Raw genomic sequence first — 20,549 nt, forward strand, 5'->3', positions numbered from 1 at the left:
GTTCAACTATTAGATAGGAAGGAACCATTGGTAAGTGGATTAAATTATATTTGTTCTAATCAATGAATACTTTGAGAATTCAATGAGAATAGTAATAGCAGGCGCGGGAGATGTAGGCTTTCATTTGGCAAAACTTTTGGCATATGAAGCACACGATATTAACATCATTGATACGGATGATGATCGATTACAGTATATCTCTAATCATCTAGACGTACACACGACGAAAGGCAATTCGACCTCCTACAAGGTCCTGGAAGATGCACAGGTCGCCAAGGCAGACTTACTGATCGCTGTGACAGAGTCTGAGACAACTAATATCACCACCTCCATCATTGGGAAGAATCTCGGAGCGCGAAAGACCATTGCTCGTGTCACTAATACCGAATACATACAGCGGAAAGATATTTTGGATCTCAAAACGATAGGGATCGATGAGGTTATATCCCCTGAGTCACTAGCGGCCAAGGAGATCAAGCGGCTCCTTAAAGAAAATGCTCTGACAGATAATTTTGATTTCGAAAAAGGATGTCTATCTCTCGTAGGCATATTGATCGATGAGGAGTCAGAGCTCAAGGATAAAACGCTAGTCGAAACAGCCTATCTCAATCCTGATTATTCCTTTATCACGGTAGCGATACTGAGAGGTGAGGAGACGATTATTCCTCATGGGGATAACAAGTTTCAGGTCAATGATCATGCATACTTTATCTGTCAGCCTGATGGTGTGGATCGTGTGCTGGATCTAGCTGGTAAACAAAGGGAGTCTATCAAGAATGTGATGATCCTCGGCGGTAGCAAAATAGGCATACAAGCCGCTAGACAGCTAAGCAAAAAATACAACATCAAGTTAATCGAGCAGGATAGGGACAAGTGTTTTGATCTAGCCGATGAGCTCCCCAACACCATGATCATCAATGGTGACGGTAGAGATGTCGAACTACTCAAGGAAGAAGGAATCGACGATATGGATGCCTTCATCGCAGTGACTGGTAACTCTGAGACCAATATGATCTCTTCGCTAGTCGCCAAAAATCATAATGTGCCCAAAACTATCTCGCTCGTCGAGAACATGGACTACATCCACCTCTCTCAAAACATAGGTGTGGACACGATGATCAATAAGAAACTAATCGCGGCGAGTTTTATCTTCCGTTATATCCGAAAGGGACAGGTCGTCAACATGACAACCATCCATGGAGTAGATGCTGAGATCGTAGAGTTCGAGGTGAAAGAGGGGTCTAAGATATTGGAGGCTGAGCTTCGAAATCTTAATTTTCCTCAATCGGCGTTGATCGGGGGAGTGATCAGAGGCGATCGTGGCATTACGGCGAGAGGAAATTTCACCTTTGAGCCCAAAGACCGTGTTGTAGTGCTTTCCAAACCAGAGTGTATTCGAAAAGTAGAAGGCTTTTTCAAATGAGATTTAACTACAAAGTCATCCTGAATGTACTGAGCCTGCTCATCTTGCTCAATGGCGCCTTTATGATGACTTGTATCCCGTTCAGTTGGTATTTCGGAGGCAAAGACATGAATGCCTTGTTAATATCAGGCGTATCAGCGATGGTGATTGGCTATGTGGTATTTGTGATCACACGACGTAATCGCTCCAAAGAACTAAAAAAGAAGGATGGCTACTTGATTGTAACGTTGGGCTGGTTGTCCATGTCTTTGTTTGGTACGCTTCCATATTTGCTGAGCGGTGCGATCCCTAGTTTTACAGATGCATTTTTTGAGACCGTATCCGGGTTTACTACTACAGGAGCTACGGTCCTGACGGACATAGAGGCGCTAGACAAGGGCATTTTGTTTTGGCGTAGTTTGACGCAGTGGATTGGAGGGATGGGTATCATCGTGTTGGCAGTGGCCATATTGCCGCTATTGGGTATTGGAGGTATGCAGCTGTTCGTGGCGGAGGCGCCAGGGATATCTCCTGACAAGCTAAAGCCTCGAATCACTGAGACGGCAAAACGACTATGGTTCATCTATGTCGCATTGACCCTAACCGAAATGACTCTTCTGTGGGCAGGAGGAATGACCTTCTACGATGCGATCAACCATGCCCTGACGACTATGGCAACTGGTGGATTCTCTACCAAAAATGCTAGTGTAGCACACTTCAATTCCCCCTTTATTCAATATGTCATTATTGTCTTCATGTTTTTGGCAGGGACTAACTTTACGGTTACCTATTTTGCACTGCATGGCAAGATGAAGACTGTATTTAAGAATGAGGAGTTTCGCTTTTATGTGTTGTTGACGGTACTCGTGACGGTTTTGATCACGATAGGGATATACCAAACACAGGGAACGTCTATAGAGCTGTCGATACGCGAAGGGCTTTTTCAGGTGGTCTCTATCATGACAACTACGGGATATGTCAGTGCCGATTATACACAGTGGCCGTATGAAATTGTGCTGTTACTTTTCGTCCTCATGTTTGTAGGAGCTAGTGCCGGTAGTACCGCTGGAGGAGTTAAGATCGTACGTCATTTGATCTTGGTAAAAAACAGTGTACTAGAATTGAAACGGCAATTGCATCCTTCTGCGATTTTGCCCGTTCGCTTCAATGGCAAAGCGGTGCACAAGGATATCACTTTTAACATCCTAGCCTTTATCATGATCTATGTGAGCATCTTTGCGCTAGGGTCTATTCTGATGGCGTTTTTAGGGCTTGATTTTATGACCGCTATTAGCTCAGTGGCAACCTGTCTGGGTAATATTGGCCCTGGATTGGGTGATGTGGGACCTGTTGATCATTTTGGCAATATACCTATGGTAGGTAAGTGGGTGCTGTGTATGCTAATGCTGCTTGGGAGATTAGAGCTGTTTACTGTATTGATTTTGTTCACTCCATATTTTTGGAGAAAAATATAAAAGAGACCTATGACATTATTTGAGATGATTATTTGGAGTCCAAGCCCAGAAATTTTCACGATTCCTGGTTTGGGACATCCCGTTAGATGGTATGGATTGTTGTTCGCTTTGGGATTTATCCTTGCACAGCAAGTAATGTATTGGATTTTTAAATCTGAAAACAAGAATGTAAAGGATGTAGACCAGCTGACGATGTATCTCGTGATAGCAGTAGTTGTCGGCGCACGCTTGGGTCATTGCTTATTTTACAATCCGGGATACTATCTATCCAACCCTTTTGAGATTATCAAAATATGGGAAGGGGGACTAGCGAGCCATGGAGGTGCGATAGGTATGCTCGTGGCGTTGTATCTCTACAGTCGAAAACATGCAGACCAAAGTTATATGTGGATATTGGACCGTGTAGCGATTGTCACGGTACTCGTAGGGGCTTGTATTCGAATAGGTAACTTCATGAATTCAGAGATCATTGGATTGCCTACGGGGTCTGAGAATGGGATTGTGTTTGCGAGAAGCATAGAAGATATGTTTACCCGACTGGATCCACGGATCGAAGAGGTCTCTTTCGAGAAAGGTGGAGAAGCTACAAGTACATCACCGGGTGAGATACCGATGCAAATCGAGCTCGTCTACAAGCGTGGTGTGGAGCTACAGGAGGACAATACCAAGTTGTTTTTTGAGACAACTATCCCACGGGCGATAGATCGCTACTACGGGGTAGCGGAGCATATGACACTGCCAGTGGATCAGCCAGCGCACTATGAGGCCTACATGTCAAGAGGGGAGCAGCATGTTAAGTTTTCTGTTTTGGGTATCCCGAGACATCCTGGACAGCTCTATGAGGCTATCGCCTGTATATTCATGTTCCTGATTCTTGCGCACATTTGGTATCATCACAGGATGCAGATCAAGACAGGTTTTCTGTTTGGCCTGTTCATGGTGATGCTATGGTCCGAGCGGTTCACCGTGGAGTTCTTCAAAGAGAATCAAGAAGCTTGGGAAGCGTCTATTCCGCTCAACATGGGGCAGTGGCTCAGTGTACCGATGTTTCTCATCGGAGTAGTTGTATTGGTCAAGTCATGGGGGTTTACGCAAAAGAAGGAGATGTAATTTTTTATGAGCGACCCCAGGTTTTGTATTATCTACTCTTGTAGACTATAACGCCTGTTTTGATCTGTTTTTTTGTAGCAGTTTTTAAAGGTGGTGTCGGTTGTATGTGTGGTTAGTTATGGATATGCTTCAAAAATGAGGTATATTAGTATTAATAGCTCTAGAGCATAAACTTGATCGAACCAACTGTCAACTAGCATGAAAAGGGATAGGCATCATCGTGTAGCTTACCGAATAGGATATTTGATTGTATTTCTAGGGGCAGTATATGGTGTCTTCTCATTTGTGTATTTCAATGCATATTTAGCCGTATTCCCGATTGTTGCAGGTTTTTTGGGCTTGCTATCGATAGGGTTGCTCAGACGTAACTTTTCCACCGTTCCTAGAGCCATTCTTTCACTCATACCTCTTGCTCTCAATGCGGGTTATCATGCTTCTCTGGTGGCTCCTAGCGATCCGTTGATCATTTCATTGTACATCTCAGAGTTCGGGATGATGCTTATCCCTTGGGTCATTTTTGACTACCGTGAAAAATATACTCTTTGGACTTGTACGGGTTTAGGGTTGCTGATCATACTAGGACAGTATAAGTTGGGGAGTCTTTTGCCAGATAGGAAGGACATGGGACAGGTATTCGTCGATAGTTATTTAGACTATGTGACCTATGGCTTTGGCACTTTGTTGTTGTTTTTGGTCATGTATGCTTTTCTCTATGAGTTGTATTTGCAAGCGCAGCGCGAACAACGACTCATGAATAAGCTAAAGAGCTATCAGCGTAAAATTTTCAATGACAACAAAACACTGTACGAGAGCCAATCCAAAGTCACCGAGATCAATGAATATTTGACATTGGAAGTGAGAGAGCGAGCCCAGCGGCTAGAGCAGCAAAACAAGATATTGGCAGAGCAGTCTTTTATTAACTCACACTTGCTGCGTGCACCACTGTGTAGAGTGATGGCCTTAGTCAATCTACTGTCTTCAGAAGAAAGAGAGCCTGAAAAACAAGAGATTCTCAAGATGATTGATGATTCTTTGGACGAAATGAATGAGCTCACCAAACGAATCTCTTCCAGTCTAGAACAGCGTGGTTATTTTGATCAATACGAGACGAATTTTAAACATATAGAAGAGACGCTGCATGAGACAGATGTGAAACTGGAGAATTTGATTTCGGACGACTAGATTTTATTTGAAAACATACATTACCATCATCAGATAGTGGAGAATACTCCCTGCCATCACAAATAGATGCCAGATGAAGTGGGCAAATTTCATTCGGTAGTCAATAATATAAAAGACGATCCCTATGGTATAGCTGAACCCTCCAGCAGCGAGCAACCAAAAGCCAGGTTCTGGGAGGATTGATTTGACCAGTTCCAATTTGAATACAATAATCCATCCCATCATTGCATAGAGCATAGTTGAGAGGAGGTTGTAGCGTCCTGTAAAGAAAATCTTTAGGATGATGCCGATGAGAGCCATTCCCCATTGTATTCCGAAAAACACCCAGCCTGTCACTCCTCCGATGCTGATGAGCATGACGGGAGTATAGGTGCCTGCGATCAGCAAAAATATACCGCAGTGATCAAGTATGTTGAAGACGCGTTTCGCCTTGACATGTGTCAAACTGTGATAAAACGTAGAAAACACATAGAGCGCAACCAAACTACTGCCATAGAATAAGGCACTAAATAGACTCCACTTTTGATCACTCTGAACACCATATATGATGAGTATTACGAAACCTGCAATAGCTGTCAGTGCAGTGATGCCATGGGTGATGGCATTAGATATTTCTTCTCCACGTGTCTGGTGCTTGTCGATTCGTTTGCTCATGGCTATGATAGTATAGTGTTAATAAATCTGATATTATTTATGGGCTGTCCCCAATCTGAGGTACGAGAAAATACCCTCCTGTGGGTATAAGATACGCTACTAATATCTCTTTATTTTGGGTCTATACCATCTAGGACTTAGATAAAGAAACTAAACAGAGAATCATGGATAAGAAAACATCAACAGGGCCTATAGTAGTTTATACGATCGTACTGGCGTTAGCAGGTGCTGCGCTTCTGGGCGGAGGGATGGCAGTAGCGTTGGGTGTACGCCAGACATGGCTCATGGCGGTAGTGGTTTTTGGTGTGTTGGGTATTCCCATTGCCATCAAATTATTGTCGGGGGCGATGCGTCAGCGCAGAGTAGCAGTCTCTGATCAAGTGCGTCAGAACGCGGCGGGAATCATCGAGCAGTGGTCACTGTCTGGGACTGACTGGAGTGACTATCTCGCTACGAGCCGCAGTGAGATGAATCAGGATCAAGTCGCCAAGCCGATTGGTATAGCTGTGATCGTCATGGGTGTAGCGATATGGCAGTTGTTGCCAGAGTATGATTGGCTGCATAGTGTATTGTATGGTTTGGCTGTGGCTGTACCCGTGGCTGTCATCGTTTGGTATTGTTATGGGGTGTTTATTCGGTCTCGAATGCAACTCTTGGAGAGTGCTCGTGAGGGCAAGGTGATTTTCACAGAGGATAAAGTACTGGTGAATGATCTGCTGATCGAACTGACCGGAATGAAGCGATTCGTGTCGGTTGCCAAAATAGATGAGGAAAAGAAGCCTATGACGATGGCACTAACGGTTTCGTCCAAAGCGGGAGACAGAGAAACCAATCAAATCTACCGCATACCAGTTGCGGAGGGCAAGGAGGCGTGCGCGCACTATCTAGTAAACAAGTACTATGAGGATGCTGCCGAGCTGAGAGAAAGGATGGAGCGAATCGGTGATTTAGCAGATATAGCAGATTAAATTTTAGACGGATGGAAACTCTAGCGTTAACCTCAGAAGATGTCAAGTCGCTCAAGAAGCAACTGATACGAGCCTTTATTTTTTCCCTCTTCGTTGTGGGCATATTTACAGCGATGTATACGTTTGTACTGTCCCACATGCATGATGACATAGTGATCTATGTGTTTGCAGGCTTTGGGGTGATTTTTATGGGCATTATCGCTTATATGGCTTGGACAGTTGTCAAGGACATTAAAGGAGGTCTGAAACATCGAATTTCGGGTAAAATGACTGATAAGCGATTGGATATCCATACCTCAAATACTGGGTCATCATCAAAGGGGAAGAGTAGCACCCGAACGACTAGAAATTATTACATCTATCTTGATGGCGAGGAGTACAAAGTGGATTATCGTCATTATGCCAAAGCCAGAGTTGGAGATTTGGTTGTGATGGATCGTGCGCCTAAGTCTAAGCATGTTCTCATGTTTGAGGTGCGGGCCACAGCAGCGTCTCATGATATTGTCACGAGAGAGCCCGCGATAGACCTGAGCCAGCTCGAAGAGATCGAGTTGCCTCTTCATGAAGATGACAGAGTGGTCATGAAGCAGAATTTTTGGAAACAATTTCGATCAAAGTTGATTTGGATGACGCCTTTTCTATTCATTATATATGGACTGCTGTCTTCTGATATGTGGGGTGTTTTGGTATTCATGTTTCCCCTCGTGATCATTCCAAGCGTTCAGTTTTTTAGGCTGTGTCATTCGGTGTTTTTATATATGAGAAGTCAGTCCTACGGTCAGAAAGTGGGCATGGCTGCCATCGTTTTGGACAAAAGTACCATTACATCTAATCGATCCAGTACGCTGCAACGGATACACACCACATGGAGATCGATCGATGTGAATCCGATACTATATGATCGTCTGTCAGAGAAGGATAAGATTATCGTGTTTAGACCTAAATATGGGAAGAAACCATTTAGTTTGACGACCGCAGATGACCAGATGTTTTATTTGGGATAGCTTGAGTGACTATTTGACCTTCTCGAACTTCTGTGCGCAACCTTCTATACAGAAATAATAGACGATCAAGTTGCCATTTTCGAGCTTATAGGGCAGTCCGTTTTCTGATAGCCATTCATTATCTTCGCATCCCGCTGGATGGAGACTTAGTTTTTCGGTGTTGTAGGTACCCGTCCCTGCATTTTGGGGATCCCCAAAAACAGAACACAGTGAATTTGTGGAAGTATAGCTGCCGTTGGTGCGGAAGGTTAATCGCAAATCATTTTTTGTAGGGTGAAATACGCCACTCCCATCTCCTGGATCCGCGAGTTGTTCGATGAGCTGCCAGGTGCCTACTATGCCCGTAGTGTCTTCTGGTTCGTTGGTGCTGTCGTCTTTGGAGCAGGCTAATAATATGCCACTAGTGGCCAGTAGAAGTATAAAAGGTGTTTTCATCATCAGGAATTTGGTTCATCATCAAGACCCTTGATTCTTAGGTTTGGTTGTAAGTGCTAATTTTTTCGTCAGATTCTTTTAAATTTGATGTACCTATCTGCCATAACCCTGTGTAATACAACTTAAACTTAGCGTATGAAATTAATAGCCTTTCCTCAGGTAGGATTACTCATTTGGTTAGTAATACTGGGGTCTAATTCAAGCCTCATGGGGCAAGACACACTTGTGTTGAAGAGCGGAAAGCGTATTCCGTTCACACGTATGGTTACCTATGAGGATGTAGTCCAAGTCAAAGACTACAACATAAAGGAGATGATCGATGTGCTACCTGATTCTATCATCGGTTATAGTCAGGCTAAAAAGGATGAGGATTATTTTATGATTTTCCCTCCAGAGACGGGTAGTTACCTTTTTGTAGAGCGACTGATGACTGGTAGTATCACGCTGTATCTGGATCAGTATGGAGGGTATGTACTGTATGCCAAGAAGAATGATGAGTTGTTCGAACTATACGATGCACATGACAACAAGCGTGAGCGGGAAGAGAAGCTTAAAACCCTAAAGACGCTGGTGGCGGATGATGCCGAGTCCTATGGCTATGTTTCTGCTCCAGGGTTCAAATTGAAAAACAAAGAAATTCAAAAGGTCTTGTATCACTATAACGAGCGTAACTATGTCGAGCGAACGCCTACTGCAGATGATGTGGTGGGCACGGTTTATCTCTATCGTACACAGTTTCAAAAGACCAAAAACCGAGTGCGTGTCGTGCTATTTGGCGAGACGCATGATCTTTATATCCGAGACTATATTCAGCTCAATATTCCCATTGAATATGCGAGTCGAATGCTGATCTATGATCGCGACATCAAGAGTGATCTCCTGATCACGGGCGAGCTGGAGGATCAGTACTACGAGCTGTTATATGATGGACAGAAAGACGAGTTTGTCTTGGAACCAAAAAACGGAACAGAGCAACACTATGAATTCTATGGAATCAAAGAGCAAGTCGGGGAGAAAATGAGTGGCGATTAGCGGGTGTTTCTAATTTTAGGTTAGAGGTTTTTGCAGAGCTGCGAAACCAACTGCTCTAGGTATTGTTGGTCTATTTCGTCAAAACTGGCGAATTGATCACTGTCTATGTCTAGTACGCCGATGACCTCCCCAGCCTTGAATAACGGTACGACAATTTCAGATTTGGATGCGGAACTGCAGGCAATATGACCCGGGAATTCGTCTACATTGTCTACTACTAGAGTCAAGCCTTCGTGCCATGCTGTACCACAGACTCCTTTTCCTTTTGAGATGCGGGTACAGGCTATTGGGCCTTGAAATGGGCCGAGCACTAATTGATCTTCTTTGACGAGATAGAACCCAACCCATAGAAAACCAAAGGCTTCTTTCAGCGCAGCGGAGGTATTGGCAAGATTGGCAATCAAGTCTGTTTCTCCACTGTTAAGTGCTTCGATCTGAGGGAGCAGTGTTGTGTAGATATCTTGTTTACTAAGTGTTTTGTCTAGCGTAAGTTCTTCTGCCATGATAGAGGATTTTTCTGATGCAATTTTACGAGCAAGTCTTCTAATAGTTGATGATTATCTGTGATATTTAGGCATGCTAGATGTGATTATCGTTGGAGGAGGGTTGGCTGGTTTGATTAATTCAATTTTGCTCTCTAGGGCTGGGCTGTCGGTCTGTTTGATGGAGAAAGGGCGTTATCCCTTTCATCGGGTGTGTGGAGAATATATTTCTAATGAGGTAAAGCCTTTTTTGCTCCAGCATGATTTGTACCCGTCGGAGCTAGAACCTAGTCAAATTAGTCAGTTTCGATTGAGTGCCATTAGTGGCAAGACTGTTCGCAGCGCATTGGGTATGGGAGGTTTTGGAATTAGTCGTTATGATCTGGACTTGTACCTGTCGCAGAAGGCCAAAGCATCTGGTGTAGAACTAAGGGAAGGGATGAAAGTGAGTGATATCAGTTGGGATGGAGATCATTTTGAAGTCACTGCGTCTAACCAACGATACCCATCCAAGTTGGTCATCGGAGCATTTGGCAAGAGGAGCCAGTTGGACGTACGTCTGCAGAGAGCTTTCATGGCCAATCGATCACCATATATCGGCATCAAATACCATATCAAAACAGATTTTGCCAAAGATGTGATCGCATTGCACAACTTCAAGGATGGCTACTGTGGACTGAGTAGCGTGGGTGGAGATGTGTACAACCTTTGTTACCTTAGCCATCGAGACAATCTCAAAAGTAGAACGATAGAAGAAATGGAAAGGGAAGTACTGTTTCGTAATCCTCACCTTAAGGCCATTTGGGACGACTCAGATTTTCTATTCGATAAGCCTGTAGTGATCAATGAAATTTCCTTCGAGAAGAAAAGAGCGGTAGAAAATCATATTCTGATGTCAGGAGACTCTGCAGGCATGATTACCCCGCTGTGTGGTAATGGCATGGCGATGGCGATCCGCTCGGCATGGCTACTCAGCGGGTTGATTACCGAGCATTGGTACGGTGGTACTATGGATCATACCGCCTTAGAATCTACGTATCAAAAGTGCTGGAATGATCAGTTTGCTTTTCGTCTCTGGGCAGGCAGGCAGTTTCAGCGCATGTTTGGGAGTCCGATCTTGTCAGAGCTGTCTGTAGGGCTGATGAGAATACCGCCTGTTGCTGATCATTTGATAGGGTTGAGCCACGGTCGTTCGTTTGAATAAAACAAAGAGACCAACGAGTGGGCAGTACTCGCTGGTCTTTTGAAATGGAAAAGTATCGGTTCCGACGTTGGTCGCTAATGTGTTTTTTAAGCCGCCAATTTCTCTTTGGCTTGTAGCTCTTTCTCGAACTCTTCTAATTTCTTTTGTTCTGCTACGGCGGCATCTTCGTCTGCTTGGCTAAACTTGATACCAAGACCGAGCATACTGATGGCGACCACCGCGATACCGAAGTACATGAAACTGTTTTCGAGTGAGGCCCCACTTCTTAGCAGGAATTGTGCGTAGATCACCGCACCGACGTTACCGCCTGCACCGACGATACCGGCCACTGCGCCTAGAGATTTCTTGTTGATAAATGGTACGACAGAGTAGGTTGCTCCCTCGGCCATTTGCACGAAAAGTGAGAAAAGAATCATGGTACCGATGGCTAGGCCTAGCATGTCCATTCTGGAGAACAATATGAGTGCAAATCCTTCTACGAAGAGCACCATCACGAGCCACTTGACTCTACCAGATAGCCCGCCAGTTTTGGAAAATCGGTCACCTAACCATCCGCCCATCGAGCGTGCGAATAGGTTCATCAGGCCGAATAGTGCTGCAATCATCCCAGCAGTGGTTTCGTTGAGGCTAAATTTGGTTTGATAGTAGGTTGCTGCACGTCCATTGACGAATAACTCTAGCCCGAAACATGCACCATAGATGGCAAACAGTATCCAAACCCTACGGTCTTTGACAGCAGACATAAATAGGCCTGATTCGCCTTCTAGTTTTTTTGGCTGTAGGTCTGGGTTTTCAGAGAAGTTTCCTTTTGGGTCATCCTTGGTATAAGTCCAGTAGAGGTAAGCAACGCCCAACATGATGAGAGCAGGAACGAACATGGCTGGTCTCCATTTGGACAGTTCTGAGTTGGCTAGGCCTACTGCGAGCATGCCTGATGCGATCAACGGCATCAAAGCTTGCGTCACGCCTCCACCGAGATTCCCCCAACCTGCGGTGGTGGCGTTAGCAATTCCTACGACATTCGGAGCGAACATTTTGGTCGTGTGGTACTGTGTGATCACAAAGGAAGCTCCAATCACACCAATCGCCATTCTAGAGAGGAGATAGGTCTCCCAGTTGTAGGCAAAAGATGAGCTGGCTACCACGACCGCTCCGAATAATAATAAATACGTGTAGCTCTTTCTTGGTCCGATCTTATCACACAAGTTACCGATGATGAGTCGCGCAATAATGGTGATACCAACCGAGGCAATAAAGGCTGTAATTTTTTGTGCTTTGCTCAGGTCTAAGTCTGGCCCGATGGTAGAGTTCATCAGAGGAGCATGCGCAAACCAGCCAAAGAAGCAAAGAAAGAATGCGATCCAGCTCAGGTGAAAGGTGCGCATCTGGAGAGAGCTAAAGTCAAGCAAGTTGATTCTAGTCGCTTTTTCTAGTGAAGGTGTATTTGTTTTCATCGTTTTGTCAAGTCTAATTGTCTACGTAGTTGTCGGTTACTACTTAATTACATGACAAAAGTATGATGAATGATCTGTCTAAAAAATGGTTAATCAGTGGTCTAGAAAAGGTTTATTTACATGATAAAAGCTGATATAACACAGTTATTTATGTTATATCAGCTTTTAAAGTACGTATAGCTGTTTTTTTATTTTAATACGTATTAGTACGTATTTATCTTAATTTTAAGCCTACTACCAAAACATCGTCTGTTTGTTCGGCGGCTCCTTGCCATTCATGTAGATCATCGAGCAGTATGTTTTGCTGGGTATCGATATCCATTTTATGGGCTTGTTTTAGCTGAGCTTTGAAGCTATCGATTCCTAGACTATTGCCACTTTCATTGACTTGATTGTAGTAGCCATTGGTATATAGATAGATGGACTCACCAGGCAGATAAGAGATCACTTCTCGGGTAAATATTGCCTTGTCGTCATCGGGAGTTTGTCCGACGGGCCATTTGCTTCCTTGGTATTCGGATAGACCTGAGGCAGTAAAGTGCAGCAGACCATTGTTGGCACCAGAGAAATAGATCTTTTGTTTCAGTTCGTCCACGATAATGATAGAGACATCCATGGCATCTTTTAGTTTGGCACTGAGTGTTCGAGTACGAAGTGCATGATCAAACTTTTTGTCTAGCAACTTGAGAACCTTATCTGGGTAGAGCAGTTTGTTGTTGCTGAAGATTTCCTTGATGAGTGATATACCTAGCATACCTAGAAACCCACCAGAAACACCCATGCCTGTACAGTTGGAGACGATCAATATTTTGTATTCAGAGATTTGTTTGAACCAGTAAAAGTCTCCGCTTACTTTTTTGCGCGGTTTAAAGATCAAAAATGCTTCACCAAAGAGGTCTTTGAGTCCAGATTCATCTTCGAGCATGGCGCTTTGTAAGGAGCTGACATGCTGGAGCGAACTATCATATTCTGTTTGTTTGTTGCGTAGCTCATCCCTTTCGGCTGTGGCTTCATCTTTCATGCTATCGAGCATCATACCTAACTGGCGAACGGCCACTAGTGGTGGGATGATACCCCCCGATTCGTCCATGTATTTGATGCGGTCCTCTGCGACCATTTTTTTGCGTCGCTCTTGACTGATCGATAGATATTCTATGACGCTGTAGATGTTGTAGCCTTTATCACTGATACGGATGGAAACCTGAGATACGGTCTGATCATCTACTTCATTGATGCCTACTTCGAGATCATAGTTGCCTACGAATGAACCTTTTTTCTCTTCGATAGGAGACACCCGGAGACCGATGGTTTTTTTGATCACGGTGAACATGACATAAGAAACGGCCGTGGTGAATAGAAAGCAGGTGGCTACTCCCATAAACTGAATCCCGAGCTGCATCCAGCGGGAGTGCATGAGGAGTTCTTCCTGACCAAATAGTGCGACACTCATCGTACCGAATACGCCACCGATTCCATGTACTGCAATGGCACCTACAGGGTCATCTAGTTTCCATTTTTCGCTAATTACTACATAGAAGATATTGTGAATAACGCCTGCTAATGCACCTATCATCAAACTGGAAATTGGCGTGACGACATTACAGCAAGCGGTAATGGCGACCAGCCCAGTCAAACTGCCCCCTGCGATTTTTTCGATTACGTCTTTCTTGTTTTGAAACAAATAGGCGTGGAAGAAGCCCGTGAAACAAGCTGCTGCACCAGCTAGGTTGGTGTTGAGGATGATTTTGACGACATCTTCGTTGAAGGCGAGCGTGCTACCACCATTGAACCCCCACCAGCCGAGCCATAGGATCATTACACCCAATATGCTGTAGGCATAGTCTGATGCTTTGGTCGGTTGGATGCGACCATAGGCGTCATAGCGTCCAAGCCGAGGCCCTACCATGTAGATGCCCATTACAGCTACCCAAGCCCCAGTGGAGTGTACCACTGTCGACCCTGCAAAATCCATAAATCCCATGGATGCTAGCCAAGGTTGATTGTCGGGATTCCAGAGGTTGCCCCAGGCCCAGTGCCCAAATACTGGATATATAAGTGTAGCGGTAATTAGAGACACGATGAAGTAAGCCACCACGCCTGTACGACCAGACATGGCACCAGAAACGATAGTCAGTGCCGTCCCTGCAAAGGCAAGTTGAAAGAGGAAGAAGATGAGGATTTTCCCAGAGTCGAGACCCTGACCAAAGAAGTAGTCTAGCCCGAGAAACCCATCAATACTATCCCCAAACATAAAAGCAAATCCAACTAAGAAAAAGGCGATACTACCTGCCACCCAATCCAGTAGGTTTTTAGCCCCAATGCTGGATCGATGTTCTTTTTTGACCATACCAGTTTCTAGAACTTTGAAACCTGCCTGCATGAAAAATACGAGTGCGGCGGCTACTAAGACCCAGAGGTCATCGATGTTGAGACGTACGAAACCTGCGCCTTCGGGAGGAGTGGAGACTAGACCCAAAAGGGCCAAATTAGAGTTTGGATGCATAAAAATGAGTTGATATAGCGTTAATAGAACTCATTTTTAGGCTAATGCTGCTTTGGGTTTTTTCGTGAAGAAATGCGATACAGCCGCTTAGGTGGAGATGGTTAGGAAAAGCTCGTAGCTGATGAAAACATTATTTTCTCGAAAATCCAATGATAGTTTATTCTTTGACTCATTAAAATGCCTCTTGGCACGTGAGTTCCTGTTTTTACTACACATATAGGAGGTAAACGCACACAGCCGCTCTCTGCTGGGCAAAGGAGCGGCTGTTACACATACTTAATTGTCAGTGGCTAGACTACTCTTCGTTGGTAATGGTCTGTGCTTTTTTGAGCTTTTTGACTTTTGTTTTCAGTCTACTGTTTTCACTTTTGAGCTTTTTGATGGTTTCATTGGCTTCATTGATGAGGGTTTCGCCTTCCTGACTTTTACCTAAGTAGGAAATGGACTGTTGAACATATTCATGCAGATCCGAAATTTCTGATTCCTTTTTCTTGGCAGACTTAAACATAGGCCGAAAAATAAAGAATGCTTCCAGCATGATTAATACCAGTGCTACAGCCAGTAAGTAGTATTCAGAGGTGGAAAGCTCTTCTACTTTTTGATGAGCCAGCCTGTCATGTTCAAAGGTGATGTCATTCATTAGCTGCAGAAAGTTTGCTTCATTGTCCGAGATTGTTTTGATGCTTTTCACTAGGGTATCTTTTTCAGAACCTCTAATACTACTAGAAAACCCTAGTGTCCTAATATTTCCTACCGCTCCGATGATGGAGTCATAGTATGGTTGAATATTTGAAAACAAACTGATAAGTATCGGAGAAGCATTCATTTCTGAGACATCTATATTCGCATTGCCATGCTGTAAGGCATCATGAGACTCAGCCCATAGATCTGCAGCAGTGGTCAGTTCTAATTTGACCGCATAGAAGTCTTCCCGTGTTTTGCAACTTTGTAATTTGAGCGCTGCTTTGGTGATTTTTTGACTGAGCATTCGCTGCCTTCCCGATATATTGATAATTCGAGAATCGGTTTTGCTGTCAGCGATGGCTTTTTGAATTAGTATTTGGCTCGCAACGATCGCGACAGTTAGTACACCCAAAAAGAGCAAATACTGCACGGATAGTTTTTTCATAATCGATTAATGGTTTAAAAAGTTCATCAAATAGCTCCTGTAGTCATAGTAGTCATCGTGCTCTAATACATGCACGCGATCTCTAGGTCTTTCGAATGGGATTCTCAGCTCATCTCCGATCTTGGCATAGGGGCCACTGGTCATCATGATGACACGGTCTGCCAAAAATATGGATTCATCCACATCATGTGTGACCATGAGTGCGGTGATTTGTTCTTTTTGCCATACTTCTAGCAGGACATCTTGTAGCTCGCCTCTCGTGAGAGAATCCAGCATTCCAAAAGGTTCGTCAAGTAACAAAACTTTGGGTTTAAGTGCAAATGCTCGTGCTATACCGACTCGTTGTTGCATTCCCTGAGACAGTTCTATTGCTCTTTTATTCAGGTCATTGCCGAGCCCTACTTTGTCTAGGTAGTATTTACAAATATCTAATTTTTGTTTTTTGCTCGCATGAGGAAAAACTTGTTTCACACCTATAAGTACATTTTGTAGTGCAGTCAGCCATGGGAATAGACTCGGGGACTGAAAAACGACCGCTCGGTCAGGTCCAGCCCCTCGAATTTCCTCTTGATCCACGAGGACTTTGCCAGCGCTGATCTCGTTGAGCCCAGCGATCATAGATAGTAGGGTGGATTTTCCACAGCCTGAGTGTCCGATGATGGATATGAATTCTCCTTTTTTGACGGTGAGTTGAAGGTCTGCGAGTACGGTGTAATCTCCCTTAGGCGTAGGGTAGATTTTGGTGATGTCCTGACAGACGAGCATGTCTGGTCGGAGGTCTTTGCCTTGACTATTCGCTTTTTGCTGTATTTTGTTTTTTTCTAAAACTTCCATGTGTACGTAGGTTTAGTCTGATAGTATCAGATATTCGATTTTTGTATGTGTGTAGTGAATCCGGCTATTAAAAGTACTTGACCTTTTCTTTCTCTTTCTTCTTGCCCCACTGTAGTCTGCCGGGCATGATGGGTTGCAGATCGGGGAGTTCTAGATCGACATGAGTTGTGGATTTTCGATTTGCTCCTACTTTGATGAGGTATTCGATCACCTCGTTTCGAAGATGTTTGTAAGCAGGATCTTTGTTGATCTCAGTAATGACTCGTGGTCTTTCGAAATCCACTTTGAACTCGGGTCCTAATGTAGCTTTCGGGCCAGGTTTTAGAGGAATGATGCGGTCGGCCATGACGATTCCTTCATCTACATCGTTGGTGATGAGCAGACAGGTTTTTTGGTCTTGACTCCATATATTAACGATTTCTTCCTGCAGTGTGCCACGCGTCAGGGCATCTAAAGCCGATAGTGGCTCATCCATGAGTAGCATGTCTGGGTTCATCGCTAGTGCTCGTGCGACGGAGACTCTCTGTCTCATCCCTCCAGATAGTTCGGCTGGTTTTTTGTCAATCGCATGGGAGAGGTGTACCATCTCTACATACTTCTCGATGCGTTCTTTCTTTTCGGCTCTGCTGGCGCTAGGGTAAGCCTCATCGATGGCCAGTTTGACGTTGTCTCGGACGCTGAGCCATGGGAGGAGAGAGTAGTTCTGGAATACTACTCCACGATCTGGACCAGGCCCGAGTATGGGTTTTCCATTTAGGAGGACTTCTCCTTCATCAGGAAATAGGAGACCATTGACGAGGTTGATGAGGGTAGTTTTTCCACTGCCGGTGAATCCGACGATAGCTACGAACTCGCCCTCTTCTATGTGTAAGTTGATGTCTTTGAGTACTTCGACTTTGTCTTTGCCAGTGCCATAGGACTTACTGACGTTGTTTAGTTCTAAGAATGCCATGTCTGTTTTAGTTAATGGTTAAAAGAAAATAGTTAAGAGTGCTATCCAGTCGTAGTAGTGTATGTCTACTACCTTTTGCTGATTATTAACCAATTATGCGACTTCAGATTTGTCAAAGGACATGAACTTCTGGATGGTAAGCATGATTCGATCCAGAGCAAACCCGATGATGCCGATGACGAACATCGCTACGATGATTTTGGCATTGGAGTCATTGGCGCCATTTTGGAATTCTTCCCAAACGAAGGAGCCAAGACCAGGACTCTGAGCGAGTAGTTCAATCGCGATCAGTACCATCCATGCTACGGATAATGTGATTCTAAGACCTGTGAAAATCAGGGGGAAAGAAGCAGGTAAGATAACTTTGAAAATGTTTTTGCCTACCGATAGACGTAGGACTTTAGATACGTTCATAAAGTCTTTGTCTACGGTAGCGACTCCCATACTTGTATTGACCAAAGTGGCCCACATGGCACATAGCCCCACACTGATAAAGGAGATCATAAAGGATTTGTCAAGGTCTGGATCTGTGATCAGTGTTTTGATGATCATAAATACTAAAAGTAACCACACCACTGGAGAGACAGGTTTGAATATCTGTATCAGCCAGTTGAAGGAGGAGCGTAGGGTGCTGCTAAGTCCGATGATGATACCAATCGGAATCGCTATGAAGGCGGCAAGTAGAAAGCCTGCAAATACGGTCTTGATACTCGTTTTGATTTGATCTAAAAACGAAGGACGGCCTGTGTACTGAATAGGGTCTTCACCTTTTTCAGCTCTTTTGGCATTGATTTTTTGTGTTTTTGCAGCGAACTCGTCTTTTTTGGCCGAGATGGCTCTGTGATCGTCGAGAAGGGAGAGATAGGCGCCCCATACTTGGGCAGGAGACGGGAGTGTGTTAGGTTGGCAGCTGACACTGCCCGCCTTGATGCATGCTTGCATAGCGATGGCTGCTTCTTCGCCTTGATCTTCTCTGGCTTTTTCTATTTTTCTAGTGGCTTCTTTGTTGAATAGGTAGTTCGCTCCACTGTGCCATATCCCTATGAATAGAATAATAGAGAACACCGGGAAGAGGGCTTTTTTGACAAAGTTGGTTGCGTTTTTTTTCGGTTCTTCGCCATTGATAAGGCGAATGAGTGGCTCTAGGAATCCAAGGCCGCAGAATCGGACTATTTTGATGAGCTTATCTTTCATGATGTAAAATTTAAGTATGTGTGTGCAATGGGTTGAATAGCGACAAAGGAGGTCGCGGGTGTCTAGGGATTATTGGGAGGAAAGAAAACCATGCGGTTTCCTTTCCGTCCGAATAACCTTTAAATCAAACTTTAATCTTTGTTGCCAATTTCGAAGCTATTGATATAACCGATTGGGTCTTTGCCGTCATAGCTGATGCCATCGATGAAGTCCGTGGTGGCAGGTTTGTAGCCATCTGTTTCGGGGATTTCTTCTTCAGTCAAGTAGCCCTCCTTGAGGAGGAGTTGTGCGGCTTGATTCCAGATGTCAGGCCTGTAGATGTCTTGGATCGTTTCGGAGTACCAGTTGGCAGGTTTTGATTCTGGAATCTGTCCCCATCTTCTCATTTGTGTCAAGAACCACGTTCCGTCAGAGTAGTATGGATAGGTGGCGTGGTATCTAAAGAAGACGTTGAAATCAGGCATAGAGCGTTTGTCTCCTTTTTCGAATTCAAACGTGCCCGTCATAGAGTTGGCGATCACGACCGAGTCAGCACCGACATACTCAGGCATGGATAAGATACCCACAGCCTCGGGTCTGTTCCCTGGTGTGTCGAGCCATTTGCCAGCTCTGATCAGTGCTTTGGTCACAGCGATGGCAGTATTCGGATACTTTTCGGTGAACTCTTTGGTCATCACGAACACTTTTTCTGGGTTGTTTTTCCAGATGTCTAGGTTGGTGGTGACAGGCACGCCGATTCCTTTGAATACTGCCTGTTGGTTCCACGGTTCGCCTACACAGTAGCCGTAGATGGTGCCTGCCTCGAGTGTAGCTGGCATCTGCGGTGGAGGTGTTACCGATAGCAATACGTCTGCATCTACCTGTCCTTGAATGTTGTCGGCAGTATAGTAGCCGGGCTTGATACCTGCAGCGGCCAACCAGTAGCGAATCTCATAATTGTGCGTCGATACGGGGAATACCATACCCATTTTGAAGGCTTTCCCATCCTTTTTGTATTCATCGATGACGGGAGCCAGAGCATCCGCTTTGATCGGGTGAATGGGTTTTCCATCTGCATCGGCAGGGACATTGGCTTTCATTTTGGACCAGACATCATTGGATACTGTGATGCCGTTCCCGTTGAGATCCATCGAAAATGCTGTGACTAACTCTGCCTGACGGCCAAATCCAGCGCCTGCTGCGATGGGTTGACCAGCTAGCATATGTGAGCCATCTAACTGCCCGTCAATGACTCTGTCGAGTACATTTTTCCAGTTGGACTGTGCCTCGATCGTTACGAATAGTCCTTCATCTTCGAAATAGCCTAGTTCTTTGGCGATGGCCAATGGTGCCATGTCAGTGAGTTTGATAAAACCAAAGGTGAGTTCTGGCTTTTCTATGTCCAGCTGTACAGTTTGTGTGGTAGCGTCTGAGAATTGCTCAGTAGTCGGTTCAGTTTTTTTGCTTCCGCATTGACTCAGTAAGAACATGAGTGCCCCGAATGCACTGAGTCTAATGAAGAAGTTGTTGTATAGATTTTTCATGGTATGTCAGTT

Annotated in this window: 18 protein-coding genes; 8 read left to right on the forward strand and 10 right to left on the reverse strand. The window is 44.6% G+C overall.

The window, feature by feature from the left end:
- The first annotated feature begins 82 nt into the window (after positions 1 to 82).
- From trkA to BUB99_RS15025, 4 genes are all read left to right on the forward strand, one after another.
- A complete protein-coding gene (gene trkA / locus BUB99_RS15010) occupies positions 83 to 1,423 on the forward strand; it encodes a Trk system potassium transporter TrkA (RefSeq protein ID WP_073123740.1) in 1,341 nt (446 codons plus the stop codon).
- On the forward strand, positions 1,420 to 2,877 hold the full coding sequence (locus BUB99_RS15015) for a TrkH family potassium uptake protein (protein WP_073123742.1): 1,458 nt from the start codon (positions 1,420 to 1,422) through the stop codon (positions 2,875 to 2,877). Before trkA ends, BUB99_RS15015 begins: the two co-directional genes overlap by 4 nt.
- Before the next feature lie 9 nt (positions 2,878 to 2,886).
- Entirely contained in the window at positions 2,887 to 3,987 is a 1,101-nt protein-coding gene (locus BUB99_RS15020; RefSeq protein WP_073123744.1) for a prolipoprotein diacylglyceryl transferase, read from the forward strand.
- A gap of 198 nt (positions 3,988 to 4,185) precedes the next feature.
- Positions 4,186 to 5,169, forward strand: a complete 984-nt coding sequence (locus BUB99_RS15025) for a hypothetical protein (protein ID WP_073123746.1) — start codon at positions 4,186 to 4,188, stop codon at positions 5,167 to 5,169.
- A gap of 3 nt (positions 5,170 to 5,172) precedes the next feature.
- On the opposite strand, the gene trhA is transcribed toward BUB99_RS15025, so the two are convergent.
- Positions 5,173 to 5,823, reverse strand: coding sequence for a PAQR family membrane homeostasis protein TrhA (trhA, locus tag BUB99_RS15030; protein ID WP_073123748.1), 651 nt, complete (start codon positions 5,821 to 5,823; stop codon positions 5,173 to 5,175).
- A gap of 164 nt (positions 5,824 to 5,987) precedes the next feature.
- On the opposite strand from trhA, the gene BUB99_RS15035 reads away from it, so the two are divergent.
- Entirely contained in the window at positions 5,988 to 6,791 is an 804-nt protein-coding gene (locus BUB99_RS15035) for a hypothetical protein (protein ID WP_073123749.1), read from the forward strand.
- Between the two features lie 11 nt (positions 6,792 to 6,802).
- Entirely contained in the window at positions 6,803 to 7,795 is a 993-nt protein-coding gene (locus tag BUB99_RS15040) for a hypothetical protein (RefSeq protein WP_073123750.1), read from the forward strand.
- A 9-nt stretch (positions 7,796 to 7,804) separates the two neighbouring features.
- Here BUB99_RS15040 and BUB99_RS15045 read toward each other — a convergent pair whose 3' ends face one another.
- Positions 7,805 to 8,233 carry a hypothetical protein gene (locus tag BUB99_RS15045; protein WP_139281037.1) on the reverse strand — a complete coding sequence of 143 codons (429 nt, stop codon included), beginning with the start codon at positions 8,231 to 8,233 and terminating at the stop codon, positions 7,805 to 7,807.
- A 132-nt stretch (positions 8,234 to 8,365) separates the two neighbouring features.
- On the opposite strand from BUB99_RS15045, the gene BUB99_RS15050 reads away from it, so the two are divergent.
- A complete protein-coding gene (locus BUB99_RS15050; protein WP_139281038.1) occupies positions 8,366 to 9,262 on the forward strand; it encodes a hypothetical protein in 897 nt (298 codons plus the stop codon).
- Positions 9,263 to 9,282: 20 nt separating this feature from the next.
- Here the strand turns inward: BUB99_RS15050 and BUB99_RS15055 are convergent, their stop codons facing one another.
- Positions 9,283 to 9,765: a GAF domain-containing protein gene (locus BUB99_RS15055; RefSeq protein WP_073123755.1), complete on the reverse strand. Its 483-nt coding sequence runs from the start codon at positions 9,763 to 9,765 to the stop codon at positions 9,283 to 9,285.
- A gap of 73 nt (positions 9,766 to 9,838) precedes the next feature.
- On the opposite strand from BUB99_RS15055, the gene BUB99_RS15060 reads away from it, so the two are divergent.
- The gene (locus BUB99_RS15060; RefSeq protein ID WP_073123757.1) at positions 9,839 to 10,948 is read left to right on the forward strand and encodes an NAD(P)/FAD-dependent oxidoreductase; all 1,110 of its coding nucleotides are present in this window, start codon (positions 9,839 to 9,841) and stop codon (positions 10,946 to 10,948) included.
- A gap of 86 nt (positions 10,949 to 11,034) precedes the next feature.
- Here the strand turns inward: BUB99_RS15060 and BUB99_RS15065 are convergent, their stop codons facing one another.
- From BUB99_RS15065 to BUB99_RS15095, 7 genes are all read right to left on the reverse strand, one after another.
- Positions 11,035 to 12,402 (reverse strand): MFS transporter, encoded by a 1,368-nt coding sequence (locus BUB99_RS15065; protein ID WP_073123759.1) that lies wholly within the window; start codon positions 12,400 to 12,402, stop codon positions 11,035 to 11,037.
- A 214-nt stretch (positions 12,403 to 12,616) separates the two neighbouring features.
- Positions 12,617 to 14,905 (reverse strand): ammonium transporter, encoded by a 2,289-nt coding sequence (amt, locus tag BUB99_RS15070; protein ID WP_073123761.1) that lies wholly within the window; start codon positions 14,903 to 14,905, stop codon positions 12,617 to 12,619.
- A gap of 295 nt (positions 14,906 to 15,200) precedes the next feature.
- Positions 15,201 to 16,034, reverse strand: a complete 834-nt coding sequence (locus BUB99_RS15075; protein ID WP_073123763.1) for a type IV pili methyl-accepting chemotaxis transducer N-terminal domain-containing protein — start codon at positions 16,032 to 16,034, stop codon at positions 15,201 to 15,203.
- Between the two features lie 6 nt (positions 16,035 to 16,040).
- Positions 16,041 to 16,868 (reverse strand): ABC transporter ATP-binding protein, encoded by an 828-nt coding sequence (locus tag BUB99_RS15080; protein ID WP_073123765.1) that lies wholly within the window; start codon positions 16,866 to 16,868, stop codon positions 16,041 to 16,043.
- 67 nt (positions 16,869 to 16,935) lie between these two features.
- The gene (locus BUB99_RS15085) at positions 16,936 to 17,820 is read right to left on the reverse strand and encodes an ABC transporter ATP-binding protein (protein ID WP_073123767.1); all 885 of its coding nucleotides are present in this window, start codon (positions 17,818 to 17,820) and stop codon (positions 16,936 to 16,938) included.
- Between the two features lie 93 nt (positions 17,821 to 17,913).
- A complete protein-coding gene (locus tag BUB99_RS15090) occupies positions 17,914 to 19,014 on the reverse strand; it encodes an ABC transporter permease (RefSeq protein ID WP_073123769.1) in 1,101 nt (366 codons plus the stop codon).
- 131 nt (positions 19,015 to 19,145) lie between these two features.
- On the reverse strand, positions 19,146 to 20,537 hold the full coding sequence (locus tag BUB99_RS15095; protein ID WP_073123772.1) for a CmpA/NrtA family ABC transporter substrate-binding protein: 1,392 nt from the start codon (positions 20,535 to 20,537) through the stop codon (positions 19,146 to 19,148).
- Positions 20,538 to 20,549: the final 12 nt, after the last annotated feature.

Source organism: Reichenbachiella agariperforans (genome assembly GCF_900142205.1).
Taxonomy (GTDB): domain Bacteria; phylum Bacteroidota; class Bacteroidia; order Cytophagales; family Cyclobacteriaceae; genus Reichenbachiella; species Reichenbachiella agariperforans.

What these genes read in the sequence shown, in the direction of transcription:
- trkA (WP_073123740.1), top strand. Translation starts at nt 83, where the DNA reads ATGAGAATAGTAATAGCAGGCGCGGGAGATGTAGGCTTTCATTTGGCA.
- BUB99_RS15015 (WP_073123742.1), top strand. Translation starts at nt 1,420, where the DNA reads ATGAGATTTAACTACAAAGTCATCCTGAATGTACTGAGCCTGCTCATC.
- BUB99_RS15020 (WP_073123744.1), top strand. Translation starts at nt 2,887, where the DNA reads ATGACATTATTTGAGATGATTATTTGGAGTCCAAGCCCAGAAATTTTC.
- BUB99_RS15025 (WP_073123746.1), top strand. Translation starts at nt 4,186, where the DNA reads ATGAAAAGGGATAGGCATCATCGTGTAGCTTACCGAATAGGATATTTG.
- trhA (WP_073123748.1), bottom strand. Translation starts at nt 5,823, where the DNA reads ATGAGCAAACGAATCGACAAGCACCAGACACGTGGAGAAGAAATATCT.
- BUB99_RS15035 (WP_073123749.1), top strand. Translation starts at nt 5,988, where the DNA reads ATGGATAAGAAAACATCAACAGGGCCTATAGTAGTTTATACGATCGTA.
- BUB99_RS15040 (WP_073123750.1), top strand. Translation starts at nt 6,803, where the DNA reads ATGGAAACTCTAGCGTTAACCTCAGAAGATGTCAAGTCGCTCAAGAAG.
- BUB99_RS15045 (WP_139281037.1), bottom strand. Translation starts at nt 8,233, where the DNA reads ATGATGAAAACACCTTTTATACTTCTACTGGCCACTAGTGGCATATTA.
- BUB99_RS15050 (WP_139281038.1), top strand. Translation starts at nt 8,366, where the DNA reads ATGAAATTAATAGCCTTTCCTCAGGTAGGATTACTCATTTGGTTAGTA.
- BUB99_RS15055 (WP_073123755.1), bottom strand. Translation starts at nt 9,765, where the DNA reads ATGGCAGAAGAACTTACGCTAGACAAAACACTTAGTAAACAAGATATC.
- BUB99_RS15060 (WP_073123757.1), top strand. Translation starts at nt 9,839, where the DNA reads ATGCTAGATGTGATTATCGTTGGAGGAGGGTTGGCTGGTTTGATTAAT.
- BUB99_RS15065 (WP_073123759.1), bottom strand. Translation starts at nt 12,402, where the DNA reads ATGAAAACAAATACACCTTCACTAGAAAAAGCGACTAGAATCAACTTG.
- amt (WP_073123761.1), bottom strand. Translation starts at nt 14,905, where the DNA reads ATGCATCCAAACTCTAATTTGGCCCTTTTGGGTCTAGTCTCCACTCCT.
- BUB99_RS15075 (WP_073123763.1), bottom strand. Translation starts at nt 16,034, where the DNA reads ATGAAAAAACTATCCGTGCAGTATTTGCTCTTTTTGGGTGTACTAACT.
- BUB99_RS15080 (WP_073123765.1), bottom strand. Translation starts at nt 16,868, where the DNA reads ATGGAAGTTTTAGAAAAAAACAAAATACAGCAAAAAGCGAATAGTCAA.
- BUB99_RS15085 (WP_073123767.1), bottom strand. Translation starts at nt 17,820, where the DNA reads ATGGCATTCTTAGAACTAAACAACGTCAGTAAGTCCTATGGCACTGGC.
- BUB99_RS15090 (WP_073123769.1), bottom strand. Translation starts at nt 19,014, where the DNA reads ATGAAAGATAAGCTCATCAAAATAGTCCGATTCTGCGGCCTTGGATTC.
- BUB99_RS15095 (WP_073123772.1), bottom strand. Translation starts at nt 20,537, where the DNA reads ATGAAAAATCTATACAACAACTTCTTCATTAGACTCAGTGCATTCGGG.